This window comes from Streptomyces capitiformicae (assembly GCF_002214185.1).
GTDB classification, from domain to species: Bacteria; Actinomycetota; Actinomycetes; order Streptomycetales; family Streptomycetaceae; genus Streptomyces; species Streptomyces capitiformicae.
Map to the genome: position 1 here is coordinate 2228588 of NZ_CP022161.1, position 26279 is coordinate 2254866.

Annotated in this window: 25 protein-coding genes, 1 tRNA gene and 1 pseudogene; 17 read left to right on the forward strand and 10 right to left on the reverse strand. The window is 71.5% G+C overall.

Going from position 1 to position 26279, the window contains the following annotated elements:
* Position 1: 1 nt before the first annotated feature.
* The 3 genes from CES90_RS09795 to CES90_RS09805 form a co-directional block, all read right to left on the reverse strand.
* Positions 2 to 625 carry a DUF4145 domain-containing protein gene (locus CES90_RS09795; RefSeq protein ID WP_189780968.1) on the reverse strand — a complete coding sequence of 208 codons (624 nt, stop codon included), beginning with the start codon at positions 623 to 625 and terminating at the stop codon, positions 2 to 4.
* Positions 626 to 780: 155 nt separating this feature from the next.
* On the reverse strand, positions 781 to 1452 hold the full coding sequence (locus CES90_RS09800; protein ID WP_189780967.1) for a YdcF family protein: 672 nt from the start codon (positions 1450 to 1452) through the stop codon (positions 781 to 783).
* Positions 1449 to 2243: a GntR family transcriptional regulator gene (locus CES90_RS09805; protein ID WP_189780966.1), complete on the reverse strand. Its 795-nt coding sequence runs from the start codon at positions 2241 to 2243 to the stop codon at positions 1449 to 1451. Before CES90_RS09805 ends, CES90_RS09800 begins: the two co-directional genes overlap by 4 nt.
* Positions 2244 to 2676: 433 nt before the next feature.
* Between CES90_RS09805 and CES90_RS09810 the strand changes: the two genes are divergently transcribed.
* The 12 genes from CES90_RS09810 to CES90_RS09865 all read left to right on the forward strand — a co-directional run bounded on the left by CES90_RS09810 (position 2677) and on the right by CES90_RS09865 (position 13240).
* On the forward strand, positions 2677 to 2940 hold the full coding sequence (locus tag CES90_RS09810) for a DUF6284 family protein (protein ID WP_189780965.1): 264 nt from the start codon (positions 2677 to 2679) through the stop codon (positions 2938 to 2940).
* The gene (locus CES90_RS09815) at positions 2940 to 3221 is read left to right on the forward strand and encodes a DUF6303 family protein (RefSeq protein WP_189780964.1); all 282 of its coding nucleotides are present in this window, start codon (positions 2940 to 2942) and stop codon (positions 3219 to 3221) included. The genes CES90_RS09810 and CES90_RS09815 overlap by 1 nt, the downstream gene beginning before the upstream one ends.
* Positions 3218 to 4216, forward strand: coding sequence for a DUF2637 domain-containing protein (locus CES90_RS09820; protein ID WP_189780963.1), 999 nt, complete (start codon positions 3218 to 3220; stop codon positions 4214 to 4216). The genes CES90_RS09815 and CES90_RS09820 overlap by 4 nt, the downstream gene beginning before the upstream one ends.
* A 110-nt stretch (positions 4217 to 4326) precedes the next feature.
* Positions 4327 to 5901 (forward strand): hypothetical protein, encoded by a 1575-nt coding sequence (locus CES90_RS09825; protein WP_189780962.1) that lies wholly within the window; start codon positions 4327 to 4329, stop codon positions 5899 to 5901.
* A 1-nt stretch (position 5902) separates the two neighbouring features.
* Positions 5903 to 8005, forward strand: coding sequence for a hypothetical protein (locus CES90_RS09830; RefSeq protein WP_189780961.1), 2103 nt, complete (start codon positions 5903 to 5905; stop codon positions 8003 to 8005).
* Positions 8006 to 8213: 208 nt separating this feature from the next.
* Positions 8214 to 8690 (forward strand): hypothetical protein, encoded by a 477-nt coding sequence (locus CES90_RS09835; protein WP_189780960.1) that lies wholly within the window; start codon positions 8214 to 8216, stop codon positions 8688 to 8690.
* A gap of 12 nt (positions 8691 to 8702) precedes the next feature.
* Positions 8703 to 8846, forward strand: coding sequence for a hypothetical protein (locus tag CES90_RS09840; protein WP_189780959.1), 144 nt, complete (start codon positions 8703 to 8705; stop codon positions 8844 to 8846).
* Positions 8847 to 8933: 87 nt separating this feature from the next.
* Positions 8934 to 9836: a bifunctional DNA primase/polymerase gene (locus CES90_RS09845; RefSeq protein ID WP_189780958.1), complete on the forward strand. Its 903-nt coding sequence runs from the start codon at positions 8934 to 8936 to the stop codon at positions 9834 to 9836.
* A complete protein-coding gene (locus tag CES90_RS09850; RefSeq protein WP_189780957.1) occupies positions 9833 to 10192 on the forward strand; it encodes a hypothetical protein in 360 nt (119 codons plus the stop codon). The genes CES90_RS09845 and CES90_RS09850 overlap by 4 nt, the downstream gene beginning before the upstream one ends.
* Complete coding sequence (locus CES90_RS09855) at positions 10189 to 11439, forward strand: DUF3631 domain-containing protein (RefSeq protein ID WP_189780956.1); 1251 nt, start codon at positions 10189 to 10191, stop codon at positions 11437 to 11439. The genes CES90_RS09850 and CES90_RS09855 overlap by 4 nt, the downstream gene beginning before the upstream one ends.
* 160 nt (positions 11440 to 11599) lie before the next feature.
* Positions 11600 to 11785, forward strand: a complete 186-nt coding sequence (locus tag CES90_RS09860; protein WP_018892556.1) for a helix-turn-helix transcriptional regulator — start codon at positions 11600 to 11602, stop codon at positions 11783 to 11785.
* A gap of 66 nt (positions 11786 to 11851) precedes the next feature.
* On the forward strand, positions 11852 to 13240 hold the full coding sequence (locus CES90_RS09865; RefSeq protein WP_189780955.1) for a site-specific integrase: 1389 nt from the start codon (positions 11852 to 11854) through the stop codon (positions 13238 to 13240).
* Positions 13241 to 13384: 144 nt separating this feature from the next.
* Here the strand turns inward: CES90_RS09865 and CES90_RS09870 are convergent.
* Together CES90_RS09870 and CES90_RS09875 are read right to left on the reverse strand one after the other, a co-directional pair.
* Positions 13385 to 13469 (reverse strand) — tRNA-Ser (locus tag CES90_RS09870).
* A 64-nt stretch (positions 13470 to 13533) separates the two neighbouring features.
* On the reverse strand, positions 13534 to 15228 hold the full coding sequence (locus CES90_RS09875) for a S1C family serine protease (protein WP_189780954.1): 1695 nt from the start codon (positions 15226 to 15228) through the stop codon (positions 13534 to 13536).
* A gap of 290 nt (positions 15229 to 15518) precedes the next feature.
* Here CES90_RS09875 and CES90_RS09880 point away from each other — a divergent pair, with 290 nt between their 5' ends.
* The 3 genes from CES90_RS09880 (at position 15519) to CES90_RS09890 (ending at position 18799) form a co-directional block, all read left to right on the forward strand.
* On the forward strand, positions 15519 to 16328 hold the full coding sequence (locus tag CES90_RS09880; RefSeq protein WP_189780953.1) for a glycerophosphodiester phosphodiesterase: 810 nt from the start codon (positions 15519 to 15521) through the stop codon (positions 16326 to 16328).
* A gap of 349 nt (positions 16329 to 16677) precedes the next feature.
* Complete coding sequence (locus CES90_RS09885; RefSeq protein ID WP_373313264.1) at positions 16678 to 17220, forward strand: ATP-binding protein; 543 nt, start codon at positions 16678 to 16680, stop codon at positions 17218 to 17220.
* Between the two features lie 589 nt (positions 17221 to 17809).
* On the forward strand, positions 17810 to 18799 hold the full coding sequence (locus CES90_RS09890; RefSeq protein WP_189780951.1) for a DUF5926 family protein: 990 nt from the start codon (positions 17810 to 17812) through the stop codon (positions 18797 to 18799).
* A gap of 265 nt (positions 18800 to 19064) precedes the next feature.
* On the opposite strand, the gene CES90_RS09895 is transcribed toward CES90_RS09890, so the two are convergent.
* A complete protein-coding gene (locus CES90_RS09895; RefSeq protein ID WP_373313271.1) occupies positions 19065 to 19637 on the reverse strand; it encodes a hypothetical protein in 573 nt (190 codons plus the stop codon).
* Positions 19638 to 19895: 258 nt separating this feature from the next.
* Positions 19896 to 20561 (reverse strand): bifunctional DNA primase/polymerase, encoded by a 666-nt coding sequence (locus CES90_RS09900; protein WP_189780950.1) that lies wholly within the window; start codon positions 20559 to 20561, stop codon positions 19896 to 19898.
* 564 nt (positions 20562 to 21125) lie between these two features.
* On the opposite strand from CES90_RS09900, the gene CES90_RS09905 reads away from it, so the two are divergent.
* Positions 21126 to 22700 (forward strand): PP2C family protein-serine/threonine phosphatase, encoded by a 1575-nt coding sequence (locus CES90_RS09905; protein ID WP_189781104.1) that lies wholly within the window; start codon positions 21126 to 21128, stop codon positions 22698 to 22700.
* A gap of 99 nt (positions 22701 to 22799) precedes the next feature.
* A complete protein-coding gene (locus tag CES90_RS09910; RefSeq protein WP_373313263.1) occupies positions 22800 to 24269 on the forward strand; it encodes an aminopeptidase P family protein in 1470 nt (489 codons plus the stop codon).
* 91 nt (positions 24270 to 24360) lie between these two features.
* Here CES90_RS09910 and CES90_RS09915 read toward each other — a convergent pair.
* The 3 genes and pseudogenes from CES90_RS09915 to CES90_RS52440 all read right to left on the reverse strand — a co-directional run bounded on the left by CES90_RS09915 (position 24361) and on the right by CES90_RS52440 (position 26016).
* Positions 24361 to 25172 (reverse strand): annotated as a pseudogene (locus tag CES90_RS09915) (triphosphoribosyl-dephospho-CoA synthase).
* An 8-nt stretch (positions 25173 to 25180) separates the two neighbouring features.
* On the reverse strand, positions 25181 to 25585 hold the full coding sequence (locus tag CES90_RS52435) for a hypothetical protein (RefSeq protein ID WP_444545333.1): 405 nt from the start codon (positions 25583 to 25585) through the stop codon (positions 25181 to 25183).
* On the reverse strand, positions 25582 to 26016 hold the full coding sequence (locus tag CES90_RS52440) for a peptidase associated/transthyretin-like domain-containing protein (RefSeq protein ID WP_444545332.1): 435 nt from the start codon (positions 26014 to 26016) through the stop codon (positions 25582 to 25584). Before CES90_RS52440 ends, CES90_RS52435 begins: the two co-directional genes overlap by 4 nt.
* Positions 26017 to 26279: the final 263 nt, after the last annotated feature.

The following is a 26279-nucleotide window of genomic DNA, read 5'->3' on the forward strand; positions in this document are numbered from 1 at the left end:
ATCATCCCTGCGCTCTGCGCTGTTTGAATTTTTCAAACTGCGCAGAGTAGACGTACAGGTAGTCCATTAGCGCTTCCGCAAGGGCCAGTGCATCTGCAGCGTCGTCTTCAGTGACCACCTTTTCACTGAAGTGGGCACCTTCATTACCTAGCAAGCGGAGGGCCTGACTCCATTCAAGAAGACGCCCGTCAATCTTGCCACTCTCTTTGAGTTGCTCAAGGCGCCTCATCAACGGTCCTCGATTATCGACACCCTGGTTACTACACACACCCTCCAAGGTTCGTCGCACCATTACTACGGTTGCCGTATAGGCCTTGACTGAGAAGCACCTATGCGCCTCCTCGTGCTGCCTCCTCAGAATCTCCGGAATTAGCCAACTAAGTGATCTTTGCGTGTTCGGCCAGACCGTCATGGGATTACCGTCCCAGCCTTTCCCGTAATCTTCTTCCACAGCAAGCAGTCCATCGCCGCATTTAAGGCATCTTGCAAGCTGGAGAAGGGTCGGGAAACCCTTGTTCGAAGTTCCTTCTACCAGCACTCCTTCCACTACAGCCATGACTACCTGATCACAGGTTCCGCAGGTGGCAAGGATGTTGTTGCCAATACGCTCGCGAGCTTCAGCCATGAGCGCATGCTAAGGAAGCCTGCGCCCGTCTGAGGCCAGTTCCGAGCAGTAGGTCGGTGGCAGGGTTCTCCCATCTTCGCCCGCATGCACGCAGCGCTCCGCAGAGGCGGCGCGCGTCCGCGCCGTGCGCGTGCCTCGATGAGGTAAGGAAATCGCTACCCGGTCGACCGGTCGGCAGCCGCGCGAATGAGCCGGCTCGTGAAGCCCGCCGCCCGGAGCCTTTCGTACGCCGCGGTCACGTCTGCGGGGACATCCATGCTGATCATGAATCCCTCCCGCGGGTACACCAGGAGCCGTTGTTGTGCTCCTACCAACATGTCGACGACCAGCCTCGCGTCCCCGATCGATTGCACGTACTCCCCGAAGCTCATAGGTGTTGACGCGCTGATGATCTCCACTTCGGGCCAGAGCTTGCGGGCGGTGGCGTAGGCGCGGCGTTCCTCGTAGGGCTTGCTCACCAGCAGCACGGAGGAGACGTCGATGCCCTGCTCTGCAAGCATGGCCCGGGAGTATTGGACGTTCTCGCCGGTGTTCCGGGCTCGGGGCTCCACCAGGATGGCGGAGGCCGGCACGCCCAGCTCGAGTGCGCGCTCGCGGTAGTGCTCGGCTTCGCCGCGCGGCATCCGGTCCTGGGTGGTCCGGCTGGTCGCGCCCGTGAAGACGATGAGCGGGGCGAAGCCGCGGTGGTAGAGGTCCGCCGTCGTGTCCGCCACGCCCAGGTCGTGACTGCCGAGACCGATCGCGACCGAGCAGGGGCGCGGTTCGTGCTTCATGAGCTGGAAGTCCCAGAGGAGTTGGGCGTCCTGCCAAGCCTGCTCCGAGATCACTGTGCGTCCCCCTCACTCCGTGCCGAGTCTGGCACCTTGAAGTCGTAGGACCACGCGAACCGGGATGCCGCGTGCACGCCGATGGCGAACTCGACGACGGTGCCGTCGGCCGTGAACGTCGTCCTGTGGAGCTCCACCACCGGCTCGCCGGGCGGGAGTTGGAGCAGCTTCACCTCGTCCGCCGAGGGGACGCGCGCGAACAGTTCCTCTCGCATGTGGTCGATCTCGTATCCCGCGTCGTAGAGCACGCGGAATCCGCCGCCGCGGCCGGCGGGGCCGGGAGTCGCATCGACGATGCGTGTTCCTTCGACGTGTTCGGGCCGGTAGTAGCTCGTGAGGGTGTGCGTCGGCTGCTCGCCCTCCTTCACGAGCCGCGCCCGCGCGTACACCTCCGCGCCTTCCGGTAGACCGTGAGCAGCTGCAACGGCGGCCGGCGCCACGATCCGGCTGACTGTCTGGGTCTGGTCGTTGCGCTTGTAGGCCCGTCCGGACGCCACGCGGTCAGCGATGAACGCGACTTCGTCGCCGTCCCGCCACTTGGCCTTGTCGTACCGCTCGATGCCGAGCCGCTTCAACGGCGCTTGCTGCCGTACGACGGTGCCGTGCCCGCGCGATGAGGTGACGAGCCCTTCGGCCTCCAACGCCTTGTAGGCAGCGTGAACCGTGGACTTCGACCCCTCGCCGGCATCGACCAGGTCCCGGATGTGCGGGAGCTGCTGGCCGGGCGCGTACTCGCCGTTCCGGATGCGCTCGGCAAGCCGGTCCGCCAGCTCTCGCCATTTCGGCGCCATTCGAGCCTCCTCTCATCGCGACCAGTGAAACACAGTCCCAGGACTGTTGACAGTCCTGGGACTGTGAGTGCACAGTCTCACTAGCGGTCACGCAGTCCCAGGACTACGAGGGATTGTGCGGCCTGCCACGCCCTGAGGGCTCCGTGAAACGGGCTCGAAGGAAGCGAGGGCTCTTTGACAACTGCATGGGGATCACGCCGCCTCTCCTCGGCCAAGTAGGCGGCCACGCGGGCTCACGCCCTCGTGAGGTACAGCGCAACCCAGCCTCTCCGCAGTCCCTCGGGCACTGCGGCCGGTTGCCTCCGCTGCTCGTCTCGTCACGAGCAGCGCTGAGGGGAGCCGGATTCACCCGCTCCAACGGCGCGCGGCCCCGGTGCAGCGAACACCGGGACCGCTGTTCGGGCCGTTCCACCTGCTAGGGAGAACACGACCCATGATGCACATCGCTGCACTTCAGACGGCCGTTACCGCCATCGGCCCCGACCGCGAGCCCACGGCCGCGGAGCTGGACGCGATCGAGTACGAGATGCCGCTCATCCGGGCGGAAGTCGAGCTGCTGGACGCGCAGATCAGCACCCTGGACCGCACGCCGTCCGAGCTGGACCGGCGGCGCATCCGCCGGGCCCGCCGCCGGGTGCTCGCCGCGCGGCGGGCCGTGGCCAACCGCCGTGGCGCCATCGCTCCGGGGGTGGCCTGATGGCGGAGGAGTTCACGGCGCAGCTGTCGCTGCGCGACGGCCGGTGGCGCCTGTACGTGGTGCTGCTGAACACCACCGAGCGCTGGCCTGACCACCCGTTCGGCCACGCGGTGCCGACGTTCACGGAACGCACGGACGCGCTCAGCGTGCTCGGCTTCGAGCCGGTACCGGGCGCCGAGTGGACGTGGACGGAGGACAGCGAGAACCCCGACGACCCTGCCTCGGCGGTCGTGCTGATCGCTGCTGTCCGGGTGCGTTCATGGGCGGGGGCGGGCGCGTGAACACCGAGCAGATCCGTTCAGCGGAACGCGCGCTGTCCGCCGGCACCTGGCTGATCGTGGCCGGGGCCATGCTCTACTCGATCCTCACCGTCACACCGCTCGCCGCCCGGCACACACCCGACGAGTGGGACTGGACGGCGCCGATCCTGCCGCTCGTGGTGGACGCCGCCGTCGTCATCGTGGTCCGCCTGGACGCGGTTCTGGCCCGCCTCGGAGGCGACGGCGGCAAGTGGCCGGTCGTCCTGCGCTGGATGACCGGCTGCATGACCCTGGCCCTGAACGTCGCGGACTCCGCCCTGAAGAAAGACCTGGTCGGCGTGGCCGTGCACGCGGTCGCGCCGCTGCTGCTGATCGTCACCGCGGAGACCGGACTCGCCTACCGGCGCGCCATCGCCACCGCCGTCACCGCCCTGGAGGACCGTAGGCGCGCCGAGCAAGAAGCCCGTGAGCGGGCGGCCTCCGAACGCCGGGAGGCCGCCGAGCGGCGGGCCCGCGAGGAACGCGAGCACGCCGCCGCGCTGGCGCGTGAACAGCGTGAACACGAGGCCCGTCTGGCCCGCGAGCAGACCGAGCGGGAGGAACGGGCCCGGCGGGAGGAACGCGAGCGCGCCGAAGCCCGCGAACGCGCCGAGCGGGAAGCCCGTGAACGCCGTGAGCGCGAGCTTGAACAGCGTGAGCGGGAGCGGCAGGAAAGCGAACGGGAAGCCGCCCGGCGCCGCGAGGAGGAACGCCGGGCCCGCGAGGAAGCCGCCCGGCGTGAACGTGCCGAGCGCGAGGAGAGGGCAGCGCGTGAACGCGCCGCACTGCTCGCCGGCGGACCCGCCGCCGAGAAGCTGCCCGAGGACCGGGCCCGCCGCATCGTGCTCGCCGCCTTCGAAGAGGGCCTGCCCGTGCGGGCCGCCGCCGAGCTGTGCGGCTGGTCCGTCGGGTGGGTCTCCACCCGCTACCAGGAACTGCGCGACACCACAGCGCCAGTTGAGGTGCTGACCCCGTAACTCCGCGCGCATCAAAGCGCGTTCTGCCAGCCCCACATCGGCAAGGCCCGGCCGTCAACCTTCCACAGTCCCCGGCCGGGCCCCTACTCCCGTGAAGGAGTGCACTCAGCATGACGGACACCACCATCACGCCGGTAGCGGTACCGGATGCTCCACCGGACGTAGCGCCCACCTCGTCCGACACTCCCGCCGCCCCGGCCGCCATCGAGGTGGCGCACACGCCGGGCGGGTGGCCGGTCGTACCGCTCGCGGTGAGCGGTACGAACACCACCGCCACACTGCTCGGGGCGGCCGCCCTGGTCGGCGGCCCGGTGGCGCTCGCGCTCGCCGCTACCGGCGCCGTCGTGGTCGGCACCGCGGCCGCCACCCGCAACCGCCGCGACCGACGGGGGTCCGCCCGAACCGCCACCACCCGCAACCGCGCGGCGGGCCAGAGCAGTTCGGCCCGGATGCCGCAGCAGCGGCCCACGAGCAGCCGGGCCGGAAGCGGTCGCACGGGTAGCAAGCCCGGCCGTACGACGGCCGACGGAAGTCACCGGCCCGGTAAGGCCGGTGTGCTCGGCAGGGGCGGACGCCGTACTGCCGACGGCATCAAGGCACCGACCCCGAAGAACGGCGGACGGCCCAACCGTCCCGCGGCGCCGCACGGTTCGGCCGCAGGCGCGGTTCGGGGCCGGATGGGGCAGGTCAAGGCACTGCGGGAGTCGGCCCGTACGGCCGCACCGTCGCGCGCCGCCCGCCGGGCGGAGACGGCCGGTGCCCGCCGCGCGGTCGCGGACGCCCGCCGCGCCGCCAAGCACCAGGCCCGTACCGCGTCCCTGGCCGGTAAGGGACCGATAGGCCGCGCTGCGGCCAAGGGACTTGGCACGGCGAGCGCGTCCCGCCGCAAGGCGGTCGACCGCGCTCGGGCGGTCCGGGACGGCAAGGCGGCCGGGCACGTCGCCCAGCAGCGTTCGGAGGTCCGCAAGGCCCCCGCCCGGCGGCGGGCGCGCAAGGCGCTGTGGCGTTCCGCCGCCCGCTTCCAGGGCCGCCGCCTGCTCGCGGTGCTGCTCGGGGCCGCGCTCGGAGTGGTCGGGATGGTCACCACTCCGCTCGGCCGGAAGCTCGGGTGGGTGTGGCTCCAGTACCCCGGCCGCCGCCTGTACCGGCGGATGACCCAGCACGCCGAGCGGGACCGCGAGAGCCGCGACGCGGCCACGCTCGCCGCGCTGCGGGACGAGGAGGCCGCCGCCGACGCCGAGGCGGCCGACGACGGCACCGAGCAGATCGGGGACACGGCCGAGCGCCCCGCCGGCGTCGTCCCCGCCACCCCAAGCACGACGACCAGTGAAGGAGACACCGTGACCGGGTTCCGGTTCGAGGAGCACGCGGCGGAGATGGAATCCGCCGCGCAGCAGTACGACCCCGACAACGCCATGGAGATCCTCGCCATGGTCGAGGGCCTGCCGGCCGCGCTCACGAGCGTGGCGAACGTGATGCGGATCCTCGCCGAGCGCGCCGATTCCGAGTTCCCGCTGGAGAAGGAAGTCGCGGACGGCTTCAACGACATCTTCGGCGCGCTCATGTCGGCCGTCGCGGTCGCGGAGGACATGGGGCCGCTGTTCCGGCAGGCGCACCAGCAGGACATCGCCCGACACGAGGACCCGCGCAACGGGCCCGAGGCCGAGAAGGGATGGAACGTCTGAGATGAGCACGACCACACAGGCCGATACGGGCCCGGTGTGGGACTGGGCGGCCGGTCACGGACCCGTGACCGGCGCTCTGTCCGCCACCACCGGATGCCTCGCCGTTGCCACCACCGGAGCCGCCGCCGGGATGCCGCCCGGCTGGGTCCTCGCCGTCGGCGCCGCGGGCGCGATCGGCCACACCGTCACCAGCATCCGTGACCGCCTCGCCGCGCGCACCGTCGGGATGCGCGCCGCGTCCTGGCTCGTCGGAGCCGGGTGGACGACGTGGGCCATGGCCACCGGCCCGCTGTCCTGGGCCGCGCTCGGCTCGCTCGCCACCATCGGCGTGGGCATGGGGGCCGCCGCCCGGGCCACGCTGCTGCACGAGGAGGCGCGGGAGCTGGAGGCCATCGCCGCCGCGGAACGGCAGGTCGCCCGCGAGTTGTCCGCCGAACGCCGGCAGATCGCGGCGGAGTGGGTGGACCGTATCCAGCGGGTGTGCGGCGTCACCGTGCGCGTGCTCGCGGTCGAGATGTGGCCCACCGGGACCGGGTTCACCATCGACGCCGAGCTCCCGCCGGGCGGCATTACGTACGACAGGATCGCCCGGGAGTCCGCGCGACTGTCGGCGGACGCGCGGTTGCCGCACGGCTGCACCGCCACCGCGTCCCAGGGCATCGACCAGGGCCGCGTGCTGGTGGACGTGACCACCGTGAACGTGCTCGCCGCCGAAGTCACCTACCCCTCCGACTACGGGCCCCTCTCCCTGCACTCCGGGATTCCCTGGGGGCTGCGGACCAACGCCGACGAGATTCGCGCCTACCTGCGCGAGCAGTGCGCTCTGGTCGTCGGCCCGACCGGTTCGGGCAAGACGAACATGGTCCACACGATCCTCGCCGGGTTCGCCCGCGCGACCGATGTCCTGACGTGGGTGATCGACCTCAACGCCGGATCGGCCGGCCTTCCCTGGGTGCGGCCCGCGCTCGACAGCAGCGGGCAGACGGCCGACGGCATGCGGCCCGGCGTGGACTGGCTCGCCGCCTCCCACGAGGAAGCCGCGCTCATGCTGGATGCGGCGGTGCGGATCGCCAAGCACCGCAAGATGGCCTACCAGGACCTGATGTCCAAGGCGAACACGGATCTGCTGCCGATCAGCGACCGCATCCCGCAGATCATGATCGTGATCGATGAGGGCGCGGAGATCCTGGCCAGCAGCGACCGCGAGTCGCGCAAGCTCGCGGAGAAGATCCTGGAAGTGATCCGGATCGCCCGCGCCATGGGCATCCGCACCGTGCTGACCGCGCTCGGGGCCACCGGCGCGGTGCTCGGCAACCTGATGATCCGCCGCGAGGCCAAAGTGCGGGTCGCGCTCACCGGTGGCGAGACCGAGGGCATGGATCTGGGCAAGCAGTTCCCCGGCTCCCGCGGGCTGCGCGTGGACCAGGCCCCCTACAAGGGCGCCGGGTTCATGGGCACGCCCGAGTCCCCGGCCGCGCTGTTCAAGTCCTGGCGGATCCTGCCCAACCAGATCCGGGACATCGTCGCCGCCACCTCCGACCGGCACCCGACCCTGGACGCCACGTCCGCGAAGGCGGCCGGACCGGACTATGCGCGGCGCTGGGACCACGTCCGCACCGCGTGGATGCGCGACCACGCCGCCCCGTCGGCCACGGAGCAGGACCGGCAGCAGGGTCACACCGACGGACTGAACCTGTCCGCGCTCCGCGAGGAGCGGTCGGCGGATCCGCTGAGCGAGGACGAACTGGCGCGGAAGTTCCGCGAGCAGATCGACGCCCAGTTCGCCACCGCCTCCGAACCAGGACACCCCACCCGGGAACCCGAGCAGCCGCCCGCACCGGGCTTGAACCTGTCCGCGCTCCGCAACGAGGACAACGCCGCCCGGCAGGCCGCGCTCGCCCTGCTGCTCGCCGCCGGGCCCGAGGGCACCGGAGCGTCCGCGATCGCCCGCGCGCTCGCGGACGAACACGGCACCACCCGGCAGACCGTCGTCGGCTGGCTCAAGGCGTGGACCGAGGACGGCACCGCGGTACGGGTCGGCACCGGCACCAAAGCCCGCTACGTCCACCGCCGCCACGCACCCGGTGCCTCGCCCGAGGAGTGAACGTCCGCGGCTTGTCTCCCACCCGCAGGAAGGCCCGTGGGTGGCCCCGTGAGCCCCGAAAACCGGCTCTGACCAGCAGGGCGACAAGCGACAAGACAAGACAAGCGACAAGCCGCACGACAAGCGGGACGACAACCGACACGACAAGCGAGCACGGGCAGCATCCCGCCACCGGGGGTGCTGCCCGTCCCGTCGAAGGGACTCCGTTGTGCACCCCCAGAACCCGTACGAGATCACCACCCTCCCGCCCCTCACGGTGTCCGGACCGGCCCGGCCGGTCGTCCTGCGGCCCGAGGACATCCCGCCCGGCGTCCAGTGGGTCACCCTCGCGAACGGCCTGCAGACCCTCGCCTACACCGAGCCGCCCGCTCCGGCCCCGGCCGCACCGGCCCCCGCCGCGGCTCCGATCCCGGCGTGGGCCAAGACCACCGCCCTGCTCGCGCCGACCGTCGGGGGCGGCATCGCCGCCGCCGGTATCGGCCTCTCCTACGCCGCACCAGGACTGATCGCCATGACCCATGCCCTGTGGTCCGCCGCCGCCCTCGTCGTCGCAGCCGTCGTCGCCGTCCCCGTCCTGATTCGCGTCGCCCGCGGACGCGACACGGCGGCCCCGGCTCGGATCACCCAGAACATCACCGCCACCGGCCTGTTCGGCAAGGCCACCGGCACCATCAACCACCGCTGAGGAGAACCGCCCATGCACGAAGACGACGAGAACGACGAGTTCATCGACTGCGAACTGTGCGCGCCGACCGACGACACCGACCCCTACCCCTATCCCCACTGCTGCCAGTGCGGTGACACCGGGTACGGCGACGTGCCCGAGTGCGCCTGCGAGTAGCTACGCCGAGGGCGGTCCCCCTCTCGCCAAAGACCGGGACCGCCCTCGCCCAACCAGTCCGCAACAGACCTGTTGGAGGTCTCCAGCATGACCCATGACGCACGACCCGCGCTGCTGTCAGCAGCGTTGGACGCCGCCGCGCGCGGCTGGCCCGTCATCCCGCTGCGGCCGGGCGGGAAGCGGCCCGCGCTCCACGGCGAGAGCAGCTGCACCGGCCGGGGGGAATGCGCGGCCGGGCACCGCAAGTGGGAGCAGCGCGCCACCACCGACCCCGACCGCATCCGCACCGCGTGGGCGGCCGGCCCTTTCAACGTCGGCATCGCCACCGGCCCGGCCGGGCTGCTCGTCGTCGACCTGGACGTGCCCAAAGGCAAAGGAAGTTCGGACGCGCCGTGCGGCGCGACGACCTTCAAGGCGCTCTGCGAGCGCGCCGGGCACGCCGTCCCCGCCACCTACCGGGTGCGGACCGCGAGCGGCGGAGCCCACCTGTACTTCACCGCCCCGGACGGAGTGCGGCTGACCAACACGCAGGACCTCCTCGGGCCGCACATCGACACCCGGGCCGGGGGCGGCTACGTCGTCGCCCCCGGCAGCACCACGAACGCCGGGGCGTACGCAGTGACCGACCCGGCCCCGGTCGCGCCGCTGCCCGGATGGCTGCTCACGCTGTTGCGGCCCGCGCCCGGACCGGCCCGGCCTCTCACCCTCGCCGTGCCGAGGAACGCGAGCCGCTGCGCCACCGTCGCCCTGGAGCGCGAACGGGCCCGGATCGAGCAGGCCCCCGAGGGCATGCGCGAGCGGACGCTGTTCGAGGCCGCCCGCGCCCTGGGCCGGTTCGTCGCGTGGGGCGACATCCCCCGGCACATGGTCGAGGAGGCTTTTCAGGGGGCGGGAGAGTCTGCCGGGCTGAAGCCGTATGAGTGCCGCTCGACCCTCCGCAGCGCGCTGAACTGGTCGATCCGCACCGCCCAGCCCCGGGAGACGGCATGAGCGCCCGACCGCGTCCCCCACTGAAAAGCCCGACCCGGACCGGTGACCGGCCGAGCATCGCCGAACCGGCCCCCGCCACGGACGGCCCTGGGCGCCCGAGGGACGCCGCCCGTCAGGGCGTCCCCCTTGCTGTTCGTCCTGACCCGCGCCCGGCCGACGGACGCCACCCCGTCGCCTGGCTGCGGGTGACCGCACCCGGCCGCGGCGCGATCCCCACGGCGACATCGACATGCGCCTGCGGTCGGGACCGCAGCGCCGTCGGCCGCAGCAAGGTGGCCGCCCTCGTGGCCGAGCACGTCGATCACCGGGCTGTGTGCCCGCTCCGCACCAACCAGGAAGGAAGGGCCGCCGCATGACCGGGCCCGAGAAGATCCCGGCCGCCGTCGACGGGGCCGCGCTGCTGGGCGAGGTGGAAGCCTTCCACCGCCGCTTCAACGTCTTCCCCACCGAGGCCGCGTATGTCGCCGTCACGCTGTGGGACGCTCACGCCCACCTGCTCGACTGCTTCGACTCCACCCCCCGGCTCGCCTTCCTGTCCCCCGAGCCGGGTTCCGGGAAGTCCCGCGCACTGGAGATCGTGGAAACCCTCGTGCCACGCGCCGAGGCGACGGTGAACGCCTCGCCCAACGCCCTGTTCCGTCTGGTGGAGGCGGCCGAGGGACGGCCGACGCTGCTGTTCGACGAGATCGACACCGTCTTCGGCCCGAAGGCCGGCGACAACGAACCGGTCCGCGGCTTCCTCAACTCGGGATACCGGCGCATCGGCACCATGCTTCGGTGCGTCGGGGACGGAGCCAATCAGAGCGTGCAGCGGTTCTCTTCCTTCTGCGCCGTCGCCATGGCGGGTCTCGGCTCGCTGCCGGACACGATCCTGACCCGTTCCGTCATCATCCGGATGCGGAAGCGGGCCCCGAACGAGCACGTGGAGCCCTACCGGCTGCGGCTCAACGAGAAGGAGGGCCACGCGCTGCGCGACCGGCTCGCGCGGTGGGCCGACAGCGTCCGCGACCAGGTCGCGGACTCCTGGCCGGAACTGCCGGAAGGCGTCACCGACCGACCTGCCGACGTGTGGGAGCCGCTGCTCGCCGTAGCGGAGGCCGCCGGCGGGGACTGGCCGCGCCGCGCCCGCGCCGCCTGCCTGGAGCTGGTGAACGCCGCCCACGACAGCGACGAGGCGTCGCTCGGGATCCGGCTGCTCACCGACCTGCGCGACAAGGTGTTCTGCGGGGCCGACCGGATGCCCACCGCCGTCATCCTCGAGATGCTGCTCGCCCTGGACGACGCCCCTTGGGCCGACGTGGACGACAAGCCGCTGAACTCGCGGATGCTGTCCAAGCTGCTCGGGCAGTACGTCACGCCCGCCAACAAGCCCATCAAGCCCCGCGGCATCCGCACCCCGTCCGGCACGCCGAAGGGCTACTACGCGGACGATCTTTCCGACGCCTGGACCCGCTACTGCCCCCCGCCCCCTCAGGAGTCCGCAACATCCGCAACATCCGCCACACCGCAGCTCAGCGCGGGTGACTCCGTGGCGGATGACCGCCACGGAGTCCGCCACAGCCTCGCGGAAGCCGCCACGGCCCCGCTCCGCATCGCGGGTTGAACCGACCGCTCGACGGGTGCCGCCGCACCGCGCGTGTGGCGGCACCCATCCGCAACACGACCGCGATCCGCCACAGATCCGAGCCCCTGACCAGCCGTGTTGCGGCGTGGCGGATGTTGCGGATCCCCCAGCAGGAAGAAAGACGGAGGAGCACACAGCCATGGCCCGCCCGCAGATGCTCAAGCTTCCCGAAGTCCTCGCCGAACTCGGCATGAGCCGAGCCGCCTTCTACCGGATGCGCGCCCGTGGCCTGGGCCCGCGCCTGATCAAGCTCCCCAACGGACAGCTCCGCGTGCGGCGGTCGGACCTGGACTCCTGGCTGTCCGGGTGCGAGGAAGCCGCCTGATCCGCTGATCCCTGATCCCCCCGAGAGGGCCCGCCGTACGGCGGGCCCTCTCCTCTTTGGAGAGACATGCTCACGTACGACGTAGACATCTGGTCCATCCGGGCCCGCAAGAACCGTCCGAAGCCGTTCGAGTTGCGGTGGCGCGTCGGGGCACGCCCGCACTCGCGCAGTTTCAAGCTCAAGGTGCAGGCGGACGGGCGCCGTTCGGAGCTGCTGGCCGCGCTCCGCAACCGCGAACAGTTCGACGAGGACACGGGCCTGCCCGCGAGCGAGCTGGACGCCCTCAACACGCCGACCTGGTACGAGCACGCGGTGGCGTACGCGGTCATGAAGTGGCCGAAGGCCGCCGCCAAGCACCGGGCGAGCATCGCGGAAGCGCTCGCCACGGTCACCCCGGCGTTCCTGTCGACGACACGGGGAGCCCCCGAGCCCGAGGTGCTGCGCCTGGCGCTCTACGCCTGGGCGTTCCGGGCGACACCGACGGACAAGGGCGTCTTCGTCTCCCGCTCGGAAGCGGAGGAACCGCCGGCCGAGGTCGTGGCCGCACTCGCGTGGGTGGCCAAGCACTCCGTGAAGGTGACCGAGGCCGCCAAGCCCGAGCGGACGCGAGCCGCGCTGGACGCGCTGTCCCGCAAGCTCAACGGGGAGCCGGCCGCCGACAACACCGCGAACCGCAAGCGCATGGTGCTCAGCAACGCGATGCGCTACGCGATCGAGAAGGGCGTCCTGTCCGCCAACCCGCTCGCCCGCGTCGACTGGGACCCGCCGGCCAAGGACGACGAAGTCGACTTCCGGTACGTCCCCAACCCCCAGCAGGCGGCCGACCTGATCGCCGCGGTCCGCGAGCAGGGGCCCAGGGGCGCCCACCTCGCCCCGTTCTTCGGCTGCCTCTACTACGCGGCCATGCGCCCGTCCGAGATCGCCGCGCTCACCGCGGCGGACTGCCGACTGCCCGAGTCGGGTTGGGGCGAGCTGGTCCTCGCCGGAAGCCGTCCCGAAGTCGGCTCCGGCTGGACCGACGACGGAGCTTCGTACGAGCAGCGCGGTCTCAAGCGCCGGGCCCGCCGGGCGACCAGGCCCGTACCGATCCCGCCCGTGCTCGTCGGGATGCTGCGCGAGCACATCAAGACGTACGGCACCGCCGAGGACGGGCGGCTGTTCCGCGCGGCGCGGGGCGGCCGGGTGCGGTCCACGGAGTACTGCGAGGTCTGGGACCGTGCCCGCGTCAAGGCGCTCACGAAGGCCGAGGCCGCAACGCCGCTCGCGGACGTGCCGTACTCGCTGCGGCACGCCGGGGTCTCCCTGTGGATCAACTCGGGCGTGGATCCCGTCGAGGTCGCGCGGCGGGCCGGCCACAGCCTCACCGTGCTGTTCCGCTTCTACGCCAAGATTCTCCGGGGCCAGCAGGCGCTCGCGAACGACCTGATCGACAAGGGGCTGAGGGGTGACCAATGAGCCCGGATCCTGGCCCACGGATGGCCCACACACCCTGATCAGACGTGGGATACGGGCGGTCCGGGGTGAGACAGGGTGAACACGGCGGGCCCGGCTCCATCCCGGAGCCGGGCCCGCTGACCTGCTAGTTCTCTGACCTGCAAGCGGTGGGTGTGGGATTTGAACCCACGGTGACTCGCGCCACGACGGTTTTCAAGACCGTTCCCTTAGGCCGCTCGGGCAACCCACCCCGCGTGCCCACGATCGTGGGCACGCGGGGACAAGACTAGCCGGTCGGGGTGGGGGCGTGGGGGTCAGCTGTCGCCCTCGCGTTCGCCGAGGGTGACCTCGGCTGTCTGGGTCTTGCCGTCGCGGGTGTAGGTCAGGGTGACCTTGTCGCCGGGCAGGTGGGTCCAGATCTCGCCGATGAGGGTGGGGCCGCTGTCGATGACGTGGTCGTCGAGCTTGGTGATCACGTCGCCGGGCTTCAGGCCGGCCTTGTCGGCGGGGCCGCCCGCGGTGATCGAGTCCGCGCCGCCCTCGCCCGGCTCGGTGATCTTCGCTCCGCCGGTGCCTTCCCCCAGCGAGACCGAGGCTCCGATCACCGGGTACACCGGCTTGCCCGTCCTGATCAGCTGCTGGGCCACGTTCTTGGCCTGGTTGATCGGGATCGCGAAGCCCAGGCCGATGGAACCCGCCTGGCCGGAGCCGAAGCCGCCGTTGCTGGCGGACTGGATGGCCGAGTTGATGCCGATGACGTTGCCCTGGGCGTCGAGGAGAGGGCCACCGGAGTTGCCGGGGTTGATCGACGCGTCGGTCTGCAGGGCGCTCATGTAGGAGGCCTTGCTGTCGGAGCTGCCGTCGCTGGAAGCCACCGGACGGTTCTTGGCGCTGATGATGCCGGTGGTGACCGTGTTGCTGAGGCCGAAGGGGGCGCCGATCGCGATCGTGGAGTCGCCCACGGCCACCTTGTCCGAGTCGCCGAGGGTCAGCGGTTTGAGGTCCGCCGGGGCGTTCTTCAGCTTGATGACCGCCACGTCGTAACCCTGCGCATGGCCGACGACCTCGGCGTCGTACTTCTTGCCGTTCGGGAAGGTGACCGACACCTTGCCGCCCTCGACCGCTTCCGCCACCACGTGGTTGTTGGTGACGATGTGGCCTTCCTTGTCGAACACGAAGCCGGTACCCGTACCGCCGTTGCCGTCGCTGCTCGACGCCTCGATCGTGACCGTGCTCGGCAGCGCCGACTGGGCCACGGCGGCGACCGTACCCGCCGCTCGCTTGACGTCACCGCCGCTCTGCGAGGCCGAAACGGTCGTGGAGCCGGTGGAGTTGTCGTTGCGGTCGGCGAGGGTGTAGCCGAGGCCGCCGCCGATTCCGCCCGCGAACAGCGCGGCCGCGATCACCGCCGCGACCAGGCCGCCACGCCTGCCGCCCGTCGGCTTGGGCGCCGGCTGCTGGGCCTGCTGCCACGAGGAACCCCAGCCGCCGCCGTCCCCGCCGGAACCGCCGGAACCGCCGACACCTCCGGCGCCGCTGTAGTGCCCGTACGAGCCGCCGTCCGCGTACGACGGGACGGCGGGCGGTGCGGGAGGCGGCCAGGAGGCGTCGGGCGCGGAGGATCCGCCGACCGGGCCGGGTGCCTGGCCGTAATCCCCACCGGCCTCGGGGCCATGCCCCGGCCCCTGGCCTGCGGCGGCCGCGTACCCGGGCACCCCCGCGGACACGAGATCCGGCTGCGCCTGAGGGGCTGACGGCTGCTGCGGCCGGCCCGCGCTCGGCTGGTCCCCGACCGCCGGCTGTATCGCCGTGGGCGCCTCCGGCGCGGTCGGCGCGGTCGGCGGGACCGCCGGGATCGGGGCCGTCGGCGCGTTCTCGGCGGTGGTTCCCCCCGTGGCCGGGCCCGGCTCGGGGGCCGGGGCCGGCGCGGAGGCAGCGGGAGTTTCCACCGGCACGGGAGGTGCGGACGGGGCCGGGGGTACCACGGTGCCCTCGTTCTCGGTGCTCACAGCTCTTCTCCTCGATCCACGGCTGTCACCTGTTGCGGTCGACTCTGCTGAGTTCTTCTTGGTGGTTCTTGGTCGCACATGAGGCTGTGCGTGACTCTGACTCTTCTATGGGGTCAGCTTTTCCCACGAGCCGTCAGGGCACCATAAGCGGTGCCTGTGGGTCCGCGACCATCCTTTATATAGGATCTAAGCGACCAAGGAGGCATAACGCCCAGGGCGCCCTCGCTGTGCGTGGCCGCACACGGCCACCGCCCCCCACGCATACCCCGCCACGGTGGCACCATGACGCGGTGACCCACGCACGACAGCTCCCGATTCAGGTCGTCGCCCACCGCGGAGCCTCCGAGGACGCCCCCGAGCACACCCTGGCCGCGTACAAGAAGGCGATCGAGGACGGCGCCGACGCCCTCGAATGCGATGTCCGGCTGACCGCGGACGGCCATCTCGTCTGTGTCCACGACCGACGCGTCAACCGTACGTCGAACGGCCGCGGCGCGGTCTCCGCCCTGGAACTCGCCGACCTCGCCGCCCTGGACTTCGGCTCCTGGAAGAACGGCGACGAGGCCCCCGACTGGGAAGTCGCCCCGGAGGACCGCGCCGACACCTCCGTCCTCACCCTTGAACGGCTGCTCGAACTCGTCGCCGACGCGGGCCGCCGGGTGGAGTTGGCCATCGAGACCAAGCACCCCACGCGCTGGGCGGGGCAGGTCGAGGAGCGGCTCCTGGTCCTGCTCAAGCGGTTCGGGCTGGACACACCGGCGTCGGCCGCCGAGTCGTCGGTTCGGATCATGAGCTTCTCGGCGCGCTCACTGCACCGCGTGCGGGCCGCGTCCCCGGCGCTCCCGACCGTCTACCTCATGCAGTTCGTCTCGCCCCGCCTGCGCGACGGGCGGCTGCCGGCCGGTGTCCGAATCGCGGGCCCCTCCATCAGGATCGTGCGCAACCACCCCGCGTACATCGAGCGCCTGAAGAAGGCTGGCCACCAGGTGCACGTATGGACCGTGAACGAACCCGAGGACGTCGACCTCTGCGTCGGCCTGGGCGTCGACGCCATCATCACCAACCGCCCCCGTGCGGTCCTCCACCAACTGGGCCGCTGACCACGCCGGGGAGTACGGCGCCGAGCGCCCCGCCCGCAACCGATTCGAACACCCCGCTGTTCACACCCGGGAAGCCCGCGCGAACGCCTCCAAGCGCGCCACCGGCCCGCTGCCCCCGCGGTACGGCGTTCGGCCGGAGGTAAGAATTCCGCCAAGAAGGCTGACCTGAGCCGGAGGAGAAGTCGGCATATTAGGGACGAAATTCAGCCATCTCATTACGGGGAGTGCACCGGCGCGTTCGGTCTGTATTCGAACGTCAGGAGTGCGTCAGAGCACGCGTGCTGGCCGGTTTCCAGTCCAGTCCAATGGGGCATTCACACCGTGGCGTGGGGCGAAGGAGGTCTCGGGGGTGGCGTTGGTGGTGGCACAGGAGGTGCCCACGTCGTCGAGCATGGCCGTACCCCATGGCCCTGCGGGCGTGGGGGAAGCACGGCATCGGATGCGTGATCAGTTGCGCGATGGCGGTGTGGCGGAATCGGTGATCGACGACGCCCTACTGATCCTTTCCGAACTACTCAGCAATGCCTGCAAGCACGGCAGGCCCCTCGGCGACGCCCTGGCCGGTGACGGCGATGTGCGCTGCGCCTGGCGCGTGGACCCTTCGGGGCGGCTCACCGTCGAGGTGACGGACGGCGGTGGTCCGACCCGCCCCGTTCCGTCCACGCCCTCGGTCACCGCCCACGGCGGCCGCGGGCTGAACATCGTCACCGCACTGGCCGACGACTGGGGCGTACGGGACGACGCCCGCGGCGAGGTCACGGTCTGGGTCGTCGTCCACAACGACGTACACCGCACCCACCGCCGCGACGACTTCGCCACCCGCATCACCGCACCACCGGTCTCCACAATCCCCGACCTGGACTTCGCCGACGCGTTCGACGACCTGGACTGACCGAGCGAGGCCGACGTCTGACGCCGACACCTGAGGCCGAGGTCTGAGACCGAGGTCTGAGACCGACGGTCGGGGCGGCGCGCCTGGGATCCACGCGACGGGAACGTGACGCGCGACCGACACCACCGGCCCGGCGGCGAAAGCCGCGACCACGGGCCATGACTGCCGGACCCGACACCACCGGCCGACGGCGACCTGAACGGGCACACCGAACCGAGTCCGGCACACTCGGGCCGGCGCACGCGCCAAGTCCAGCTTCTCCTCGCTCTGCTCGCGGGCCCCGAGCCGACTTCGCCCGCGCGGCCTCCGACCGCGGCCATACGGCGATGGCCTCGCCCTCGGCCCGGGACGCGAACGCGGACCGGCGCGCCCCGGCCCGCGCACCGAGCCCTCTCCGCCCGAGCTCACCCTGTCCAAGTCCGACGCCCCCGCCGACACGAACGCCCCTTGATCAGGTGCTGGACAACCGGGCCCGAACCGCCGGTTCCGGGACGACTCGGTGCGTTGTCCACAGGGGTCCCGTCGGGCGTCGTACGAGCGGCTAGGCTCGCGCCAGTACGAGACGAGCCGTGATCGGGAGACACCCACGATGGCCAAGAAGCGACCCCATACGAAGGCCAAGCGCCCCCAGGGCACCGGTGGAGTCGGCGCCGCGGGCGCCGATGGGCAGGTTCCCGTCGTCGGCGCGCGGGAACAGTGCCCCTGCGGCAGCGGCCGCCGCTACAAGGCCTGTCACGGCCGGGCCGCCGCGCAGGCGGTGACGGAGCTGGTGCACCGCCCGTTCGAGGGGCTGCCCGGCGAGTGCGACTGGGTCGCGCTGCGCGAGCTGGTGCCCGCCGCCACCGTCGAGCTGAAGCTGAGGGAAGCGCTCCCCGAGGGCGTCCCGTCGGTCACGCTCGCCACCGTCCTGCCGATGGCCTGGCCCGCGCTGCGCCGCGACGACGGCTCGGTGCTGATCGGCCTGCAGAACGACACGGCCTCCGGCGACATCAGCCGCGACCTCGCCGACACCCTCCGGCGCGCGCTCGCCGCCGAGCCGGGCACCCCGGTCCAGGGCCGGCGCGCCCCGGCCGACGGTCCGCGACTGCAGGATCTGCTCGACCCCGAAGGCGCGTTCGAGCCAGTTGTGCACTCGGGGTTCGAGTTCTGGGTTCCGGACCCGGAGAACGCGACTCCGGAGGTGACCGCCTCCCTGGAGCGGGCCAACTCGGCGGCCATCCCGACCGTGAAGCTCTCGGGCGTGGACGCGGCGTACTGGTGCGAGACCCCCGAGAAGAACCACCTGCGGTGGGTCATGCCGCACCCCGAGGAGCGGCTTCTGGACGCTCTCGCGCGGCTGCACGCGGCGGGCCGCTCCAGCCTGGGTGAGGGCACCCGTCTGGTGGGCTCCTTCCGTGCTCACGGGCTCACGGTGCCGGTCTGGGACCTCCCCAGCGGGGTCGGCGCGGACGACGTCGAGAAGCCCGCGGCCGAGTTCGCCGAGCGCCTCGCCGCCGCCCTGGCCGACGAGTCCCCGCTCACCGCGGACGAGCGTCGGGCGCGCGGCGGACTCACCAACCGGCAGGTCACGCTCAGCTGACACACAGTCGCGGGCCGACCGGACCGGTCAGGGCGGTCAGCTGATCGAGTGCGTTCGCATTGTGGTGACTCCTGTCACAACTCCCCTACGTGACAGGCAAATTCGTGTCCGAATACCCGAGATCGAATTTGCGAACCGCCGATCTCTTGTTACGGTTTCATTAGCCCGGTTGCTGGTGCATCCCCCGTCGCCAGCAACCGGGTCTTTTCATGCCCGGGTTCCGCGGCCCCCGCGCTGTACGGAACCCCCCTCGGCGTCAACCGCCTTACGACGGGCCTGAGTTGCTCCCTGAGCGCAACAGCAGCGGCCCGCTCCCGTCGGGCGCCGCGAACTCCGCCACGGCCGTGTACGCCCCCATCTCGCCCCGCGTGCGCTCCCTCGGTGTCTCGCACGCCCCCGGCTCGTCCTCCGCGCCCACGACGCAGTGCATGCGCACGGTGCGGCCGCCGGGCCCCATCATGCTGAGGACCGAACGCAGCTCTCGTCCGGTCGCGTTGCGGTAGTACGTGCGTGCCCACGTTTCGTCACCCTGCGTGAGGACACACGTCTGCGCCTCGATGCCGTCGGGGGAGGTGAGTTCGGGCCCACAGCGGGTGGCGGTGGCGAGTCCGAGGCCGAGCAGCAGGTGCGAACGGGCCGGGTCCCCCGCGTCTCCACCGTCGTTCGTCTTGCCGTCGGCCCCGTCGCGCTCGGCGACCGCGCCGACGCCGGCGCGTTCAGAAGTGCGTGACGTGTGGGACGTACGGCGGGCCGTGTCGTCGGCGTCGCCGATCGGTACGGCGGACGCGACGAGCGGCAGACCCAGCGCGACCACCACCGCGACGGTCAGCCCCGCCAGCCGAAGCCTGCGTGCATCCGGCCCGTCCGGCCTGCCGTACTCGCGCGCATCCGGGCCGCCGTACTCGCGCGCATCCGGCGCGCCCGGCTCGCGCTGATGCGGCCCGCCACGCGGCGGCTTCGGTGCTCGGTGGCTCCGGGGCGGGGGAGAGCTGTGACGGCCGCGCGGTGGCGGGGCCCCGTGGCCCCCGGGAAGACGCTGCATGTGCGGAAGATAACGACGACCGGGGGCGCCCGACCCCGCCCGCGCCGGGCGCGCTCAGAACTCGGGCGCGCTCACACCCGTACGAGTGAGGGCGTCGACGACCGCGTCCACCACGGCCTCGACGTCGGGGACCCAGGGCGCGGCCGAGCCGGGCAGCGGCGCGCGCTCCCAGCGGATCAGGCCGTGGCCGGTCTCGGAGGGGGGCAGGGCGAGATAGCCGCCCTCGCCGTGGAAGCGGAGGGAGCCGGGGACGAAGTCCTTGGCGTACAGCAGCTCGCCCAACTGCTCCATGGAGTACGGCGCGACGAGGATCGCCCAGCGGTGCGGGGCGGCGACGACGGGGCCGAGGCGCATCCCGGTGCGGTCGAGCGCGGCGAGGGCACGGGAGGCGGCGAGAGCCGGCAGGCTCACGGCGCAGGGGGCCTTCCCGCCGGTGGCCAGCACGATGGGGGCGGTGGGCCGGTTGGTCCACCACCAGCGGACCATGCGCTCATCCGTGGTGGCGGCGAGCAGACCGGGGTCGAAGGGGTGAGCGCCGGGCACCACGCACTCCGGGTCCGGGCAGCCGCAGCGGGCGCGCCCCTGCGGGTCCGGCGCCACACCCGGGAGTACGGGCCACTGCCATTCCGTCGCGAACGTCAGGGCCTGCTCGAGCAGCTCGGGCCTCCCGCCGTTGCGCTTGGACAGGAGCCTGCGTCGCCTTCCGGGGATCTCGCGCATCAGCGCTCGTCCTTTCCGTTGCACGCATGGCAACACTGTGGGTCACATCACAACATGTGTCGTTCACTGCACTGTGCGTACCTGCTGGCGCATCACACCCCTGTTCGCGGACAAGGGAGGCCCGACAACGAGGGGAGGCCCGGGAACATGGGGCACCCCTGGGGGTCGAACTGTGGCTACGTCCGCGTCCATCGCTTGCGCTTGCGTCTGCGTCGACTTGCGTCTGTCAAAAGCATGGGCCTGGCGTGGGGTGGCGGCGCCCTGGCGTTTTGCCGTCTCGCATGTGCTCGCCGCCTCCGCCACGGGAGGATGGGGCTCGGTCGTCGGTGGATAGGACGCCGGGTTCAGTCGCCAGGTTCCGGGTGGCTTGCGCCGCCCCCTGGCCTTCACCGGGTACGTACCCATCACGACCGCTGTGACGCTCTGTTGAACAAGGCCAGTCGACCTCAGTACACCGCTTCCCACAACACTTTTAAGCCAACTTTCTCTTTTTCAAAGGACTGGACAATAACCTGACAGACGCCCAACGGAACCTCATTGGACACCAGATATCCCAGCAGGACAATGCTGGACATCCCCTCACGAGTGCGTGTACATGTGGAGACACTGCTAGCGGCGCAGAATGACATGGGGGTTTGCGATGCTTTTGAGCAATACGCACCGGTCGGAAAGCCGGACACCATGAACGCCCCTCACCCTCCGAAAGTGGCTGGAATCGATTCAACGGTTCCCTCCCCCGCACACACTGTCGCGCCGACGCAAGCCGCCCCGGGCGCCCCATCGGCCACTGCTGTCACAGGTTCGGGTGCCACCGGACCGGGCACCGCCCCCGGGGCCGTTCTCCAGGACAGACTCGCGGGCTGGGTCTCCGACCTCACGACGCTGCACGAACTCACCGAGCGGCTGACCCGCACGGACTCACTCGACAGTGCCCTCGACGAAGCACTGCGAGCCGGAGCCGCCCTCGTGGGCGCCCGGCGCGGTCTCGTCGTACTGGAGCCGGGCGACGGACTCGGCCCGGACCGGACCATCGGCCTCGGCCTCGGCCGCGCCGACCTCGGTCACATGGAGACCGTGCCGCGCAGCTCCCTGCCGTACGGGCGCATCCTCGACGGGCTGCCGGGCGGTGACGGCGAGATCGCCCAGCCCGATCTGTTCGCCGAGGACGGACTCGACCCCCGCCACCGCGAGGTCGCCGCCCGGCTCGGATACGCGGCGAGCTATGCGCTGCCCCTGTCCACCGAAGGCGCGGGCCGCCTCGGCGCCGCCGTATGGCTCTACGACGAACCCGCCGAGCCCGTCGAGCGGCAGCGTCACATCGTCGGGCTGTACGCGCGCCACGCCGCCGAGCACCTGGCGCGGCTCGTCGAGGTCGAGCGCACGCGCGCGTGCATGGCGACCATCGCCGAGGAACTGCTCCCCTCCCGGCTGCCCCGGGTCGCCGGCGTCCAGCTCGCCGCCCGGCACCGCACCGGGCCGCGCGGCGGAGGCGACTGGTACGACGCGCTGCCGCTGCCCGACGCCGCGCTCGGCCTCGCGGTCGGCTCGGTGACCGGGTCGGGGCCCAGTGCGATCGCCGCGATGGGACGGCTGCGGGCCTCCCTGCGCGCGTACGCCGTGATGGAGGGCGAGGATCCGGTCGCCGTCCTGTCCGACCTGGAGCTGCTGCTGCGCCTGACCGAGCCCGCCCGCAGCGCCACGGCCCTCTTCGCCTACGTCGAGCCCGCGCTGCGCAAGCTCACGCTCGCCGGGGCCGGGCACAGCCCGCCGCTGGTGATCGGCGCGCGGCGCACGGAGTACGTGGAGACGTCCCTGTCCGCGCCGCTCGGCATGCTCGCCTGCTGGGAGGCGCCCAGCGTCGAGTTCACCGCCGAGCCAGGAGAAACCGTCCTGCTCTACACCGACGGCCTCCTCCAGCGCACCGGCGAGCCCATCGACCGTGCCTTCGCCCGCCTCCACACGGCGGCGGCCGGCGTACCCCGCTCCCTGCGCACCGACGCCGGCGCGATCGCCGACCACGTGCTGCGCGGCATGCTCCCGGACGAGCGGGACCTGGGGGCCCGTCCCGGTCGAGCGAAGTCGAGTCCGGGGGACGGTGGCACGGAGGACGTGGTGCTGCTGGCGGCACGCTTCGAGTGACCTCCCCATGACCACCGGTAAGTGGTCCTGCGGCCCTGGGCCCCGCCTCCTACGACCGTACGATGGACGGGGTCCAGTGCCGTACCTAGGAGGATGACCGTGGCGGACGAGCTCGAGCCGGCGACCCCGGAGAACGAGGCCACCGAAGCCGAGGAGCCCATCAAGCAGCGCAAGAACGGCCTGTACCCGGGCGTGTCCGACGAGCTGGCCGAGAACATGAAGTCGGGCTGGGCCGACACCGAGCTGCACGATCTGCAGCCGATCGCCCAGGCCGCCGAGACCGCCGCCCGCCGCGCCGCGCTCTCCGCGCGCTTCCCCGGTGAGCGCCTGGTGATCCCCTCCGGAAAACTCAAGACCCGCTCGAACGACACCGAGTACCCCTTCCGGGCGTCGGTGGAGTACGCGTACCTCACCGGCAACCAGACGGAGGACGGCGTCCTGGTCCTGGAGCCCTCCGGTGCGGGCCACGAGGCGACGATCTACCTGCTGCCGCGCTCCGACCGCGAGAACGGCGAGTTCTGGCTGTCCGGCCAGGGCGAACTGTGGGTCGGCCGCCGGCACTCGCTGACCGAGTCGGCGAAGCTCTACGGGATCCCGGCAGCCGACGTGCGCGAACTGGCCGACAAGCTGCGCGAGGCCACCGGCCCGGTCCGGGTCGTACGCGGGTACGACGCGGGCATCGAGGCCGCGCTCACCGACAAGGTCACCGGCGAGCGCGACGAGGAGCTGCGGGTCTTTCTCTCCGAGGCGCGGCTGGTCAAGGACGAGTTCGAGATCGGCGAGCTGCAGAAGGCGGTCGACTCGACCGTGCGCGGCTTCGAGGACGTCGTACGCGTGCTCGACAAGGCCGAGGCGACCTCGGAGCGCTACATCGAGGGAACGTTCTTTCTGCGTGCCCGGGTCGAGGGCAACGATGTCGGCTACGGCTCCATCTGCGCCGCCGGCCCGCACGCCTGCACCCTCCACTGGGTCCGTAACGACGGCCCGGTGCGCCCCGGCGACCTGCTCCTGCTCGACGCGGGCGTCGAGACCCACACGTACTACACCGCCGACGTCACCCGCACGCTGCCGATCAACGGCACCTACAGCGAGATCCAGCGGAAGATCTACGACGCCGTGTACGACGCCCAGGAGGCCGGGATCGAGGCGGTCAAGCCCGGCGGCAAGTACCGCGACTTCCACGACGCGGCCCAGCGGGTGCTGGCCGAGCGGCTGGTGGAGTGGGGGCTCGTGGAAGGGCCCGTGGAGCGCGTGCTCCAGCTGGGGTTGCAGCGCCGGTGGACGCTGCACGGCACCGGCCACATGCTCGGCATGGACGTCCACGACTGCGCGGCGGCGCGGGTGGAGGCGTACGTCGACGGGACGTTGGAGCCGGGGATGGTGCTGACCGTCGAGCCCGGGCTGTACTTCCAGACGGACGACCTGACCGTGCCCGAGGAGTACCGGGGGATCGGCGTCCGGATCGAGGACGACATCCTGGTGACGGAGGACGGCAACCGGAACCTGAGCGCTGCGCTGCCTCGGCGGTCGGATGAAGTCGAGGTGTGGATGGCCTCGCTGAAGAGCTGACGCGGGGTTGCTCGGCCGTTGTCGTCTGCGGGTGAGTGGGGGCTGGTCGCGCCCCACTCGCACCCGCCGCACAAACCGCGCCCCCGAACTCTCACGCGGGCCAGGCATCCACGAGCAGCGCACCCGCCAGCAGTGATCCGCTCCCCTTGGGCCTCCAGCACCGCTGCTGGAGGCCCGTGTCGAGTGCGTGAGCGCCTCGCGGCCGGCCTCCGTCGTCGTACCGCCCGCGTCGAGGACGGCGCGGGCGCCGGCCTGGACGTGGCGGAGGCCGTGCGGGCCGGCCGAGTAGAGGAGCTCGGTGTCCTGGAGGGTCGACATGACCGTCAGCAGGGCGTCGAGGCGGGCGTACGGCTCCGGCGTACCGGCTGAGCGGGCCTTGGGCAGGACGTCAAGTGCCCGGCGCACATGGGGGAAACCGGCCCGGGCCTCGCCCCGGGCACCGGCCGCCCCGTACTTCGCGGAGACCGAGGAGCCCCGGGAGGGCCGTTTGGGCGCCCGGCGTTCGGGGTGGGCGGCGATCCGCTTCGCGGTGGCGGCCAGTTCGCGCCCCCGCGCACCCGGCTCCAGCGCCGCCGCGGCGACCAGGAGCCCGAGCACCCAGGTGGCGCCACGATGACCACCCCCGGCGAGCTGTACCGAGTGCTCGGTGGAGCGCCCTATCGCTCCGAGTTCGGCCCGGAGTTCGGGCGTCGGGGTGCCGTTGCGGCGGGCGCAGGCCGCCATGGCCGCGAGGCCGGGCATCAGTGCCTTCGCCGACCAGCGCAGGGCCCGGTGGTCCTGCCGGGTGACCCGCGCGTCGAGGTCGCGCGGGTCGGGCAGACCGGGCTTGGGGGTCACTTCCAGCTGCCATGTCAGCGCGGCCACGGCGGCCTGCGCGAGCGTCTCGTCCTCGCGGCTGCTCATGGGCTTACCTACGAGGCCGACGCGGAGGCGGATGCGGAGGCGGAGGCGCTGTCGGTCGGGGCGTCCGCCGGGGGCTCGCCGGATGGGGGCGTACCGCCCTCGCCGCCTCCGCCGCTGCCGGCTCCGGTGTTCTCGGCGTCCGGGTCGATGCCGAGGGTGAGGGAGCCCCTATAGCCCCGGGCCGGGTTGCCCGTCTTCACGGCCTTGAGGGTGAGCAGGCCGCTGGCGGCGCCGCCGCCGTCGTACACCATGTCGTTGTCGAGGGTGGTGCAGCTGCCGGAGTGCTGGGAGTAGGGCTCGAGCGTGAAGATCTGCTGGGCGATCTCGTCGTCGAAGAAGAACTGGCCGGTGTAGTTGACCTTGCCGCCCTCGTAGGTACCGTCCTCCTTCTCGCCGCCGGTGTGCACCTTCACGTGGAGGTGGCAGGTGCGCGGGGTGTACCAACCGGGGAAGATCGTCTCGAACTTCCTCGCTCTCGGCCGGGGCCGAGCCTCCGGGGTTCGCGGTGGTGTGGCCGGAGTAGTAGCCCCCGTGCGTCGCAGTGCCAGATCTCCACGGCCGCGCCGGGCACCGGCGTACAGCCGTCGGTGGCGTCCACGACGGTCAGCCGCAGCGTCAGGGGAACGCCGCTCTTGCCTTCGGTGATGTCCTTCCTGACCAGCGCGCCGTCGAGGTAGTACGGCCCCTCGGTGACGCTGGTCATCAGCGTCATGCACTCACTACTGCTGCTGCTTGTCGCCGACGCCGTGGCCGTCGCCCCGGCCGCGACCGTACCCCCGGTCACCGCGAGCGCCCGGCGCCGAGTGATCGTTTTGCTCTTGTGCTTTGCCTGGTTTCCCGTCATGCCGCCGAAGCTATGAACGCACGCCGTCAGCGGGCTGGGGCACGGCTGTGAGGGACCTGAGAGTACTGAGAACCCTGAAGCCGCCCTAGCGCTTTACAAGTGGCAAGCGTCACGCTGGCGCGACAGCGATGCTCACCAATGGGCTATTGCTCGCGATTTCTCATTCCGGGGGCTCCTGATGCTCCTGGCCCGAAGGCGGAGCCGCGTGGGAACCAGCGGCTCGGCGTCGGCGTCACAGTCGGCAAGCACTCGACGGGAGGTTA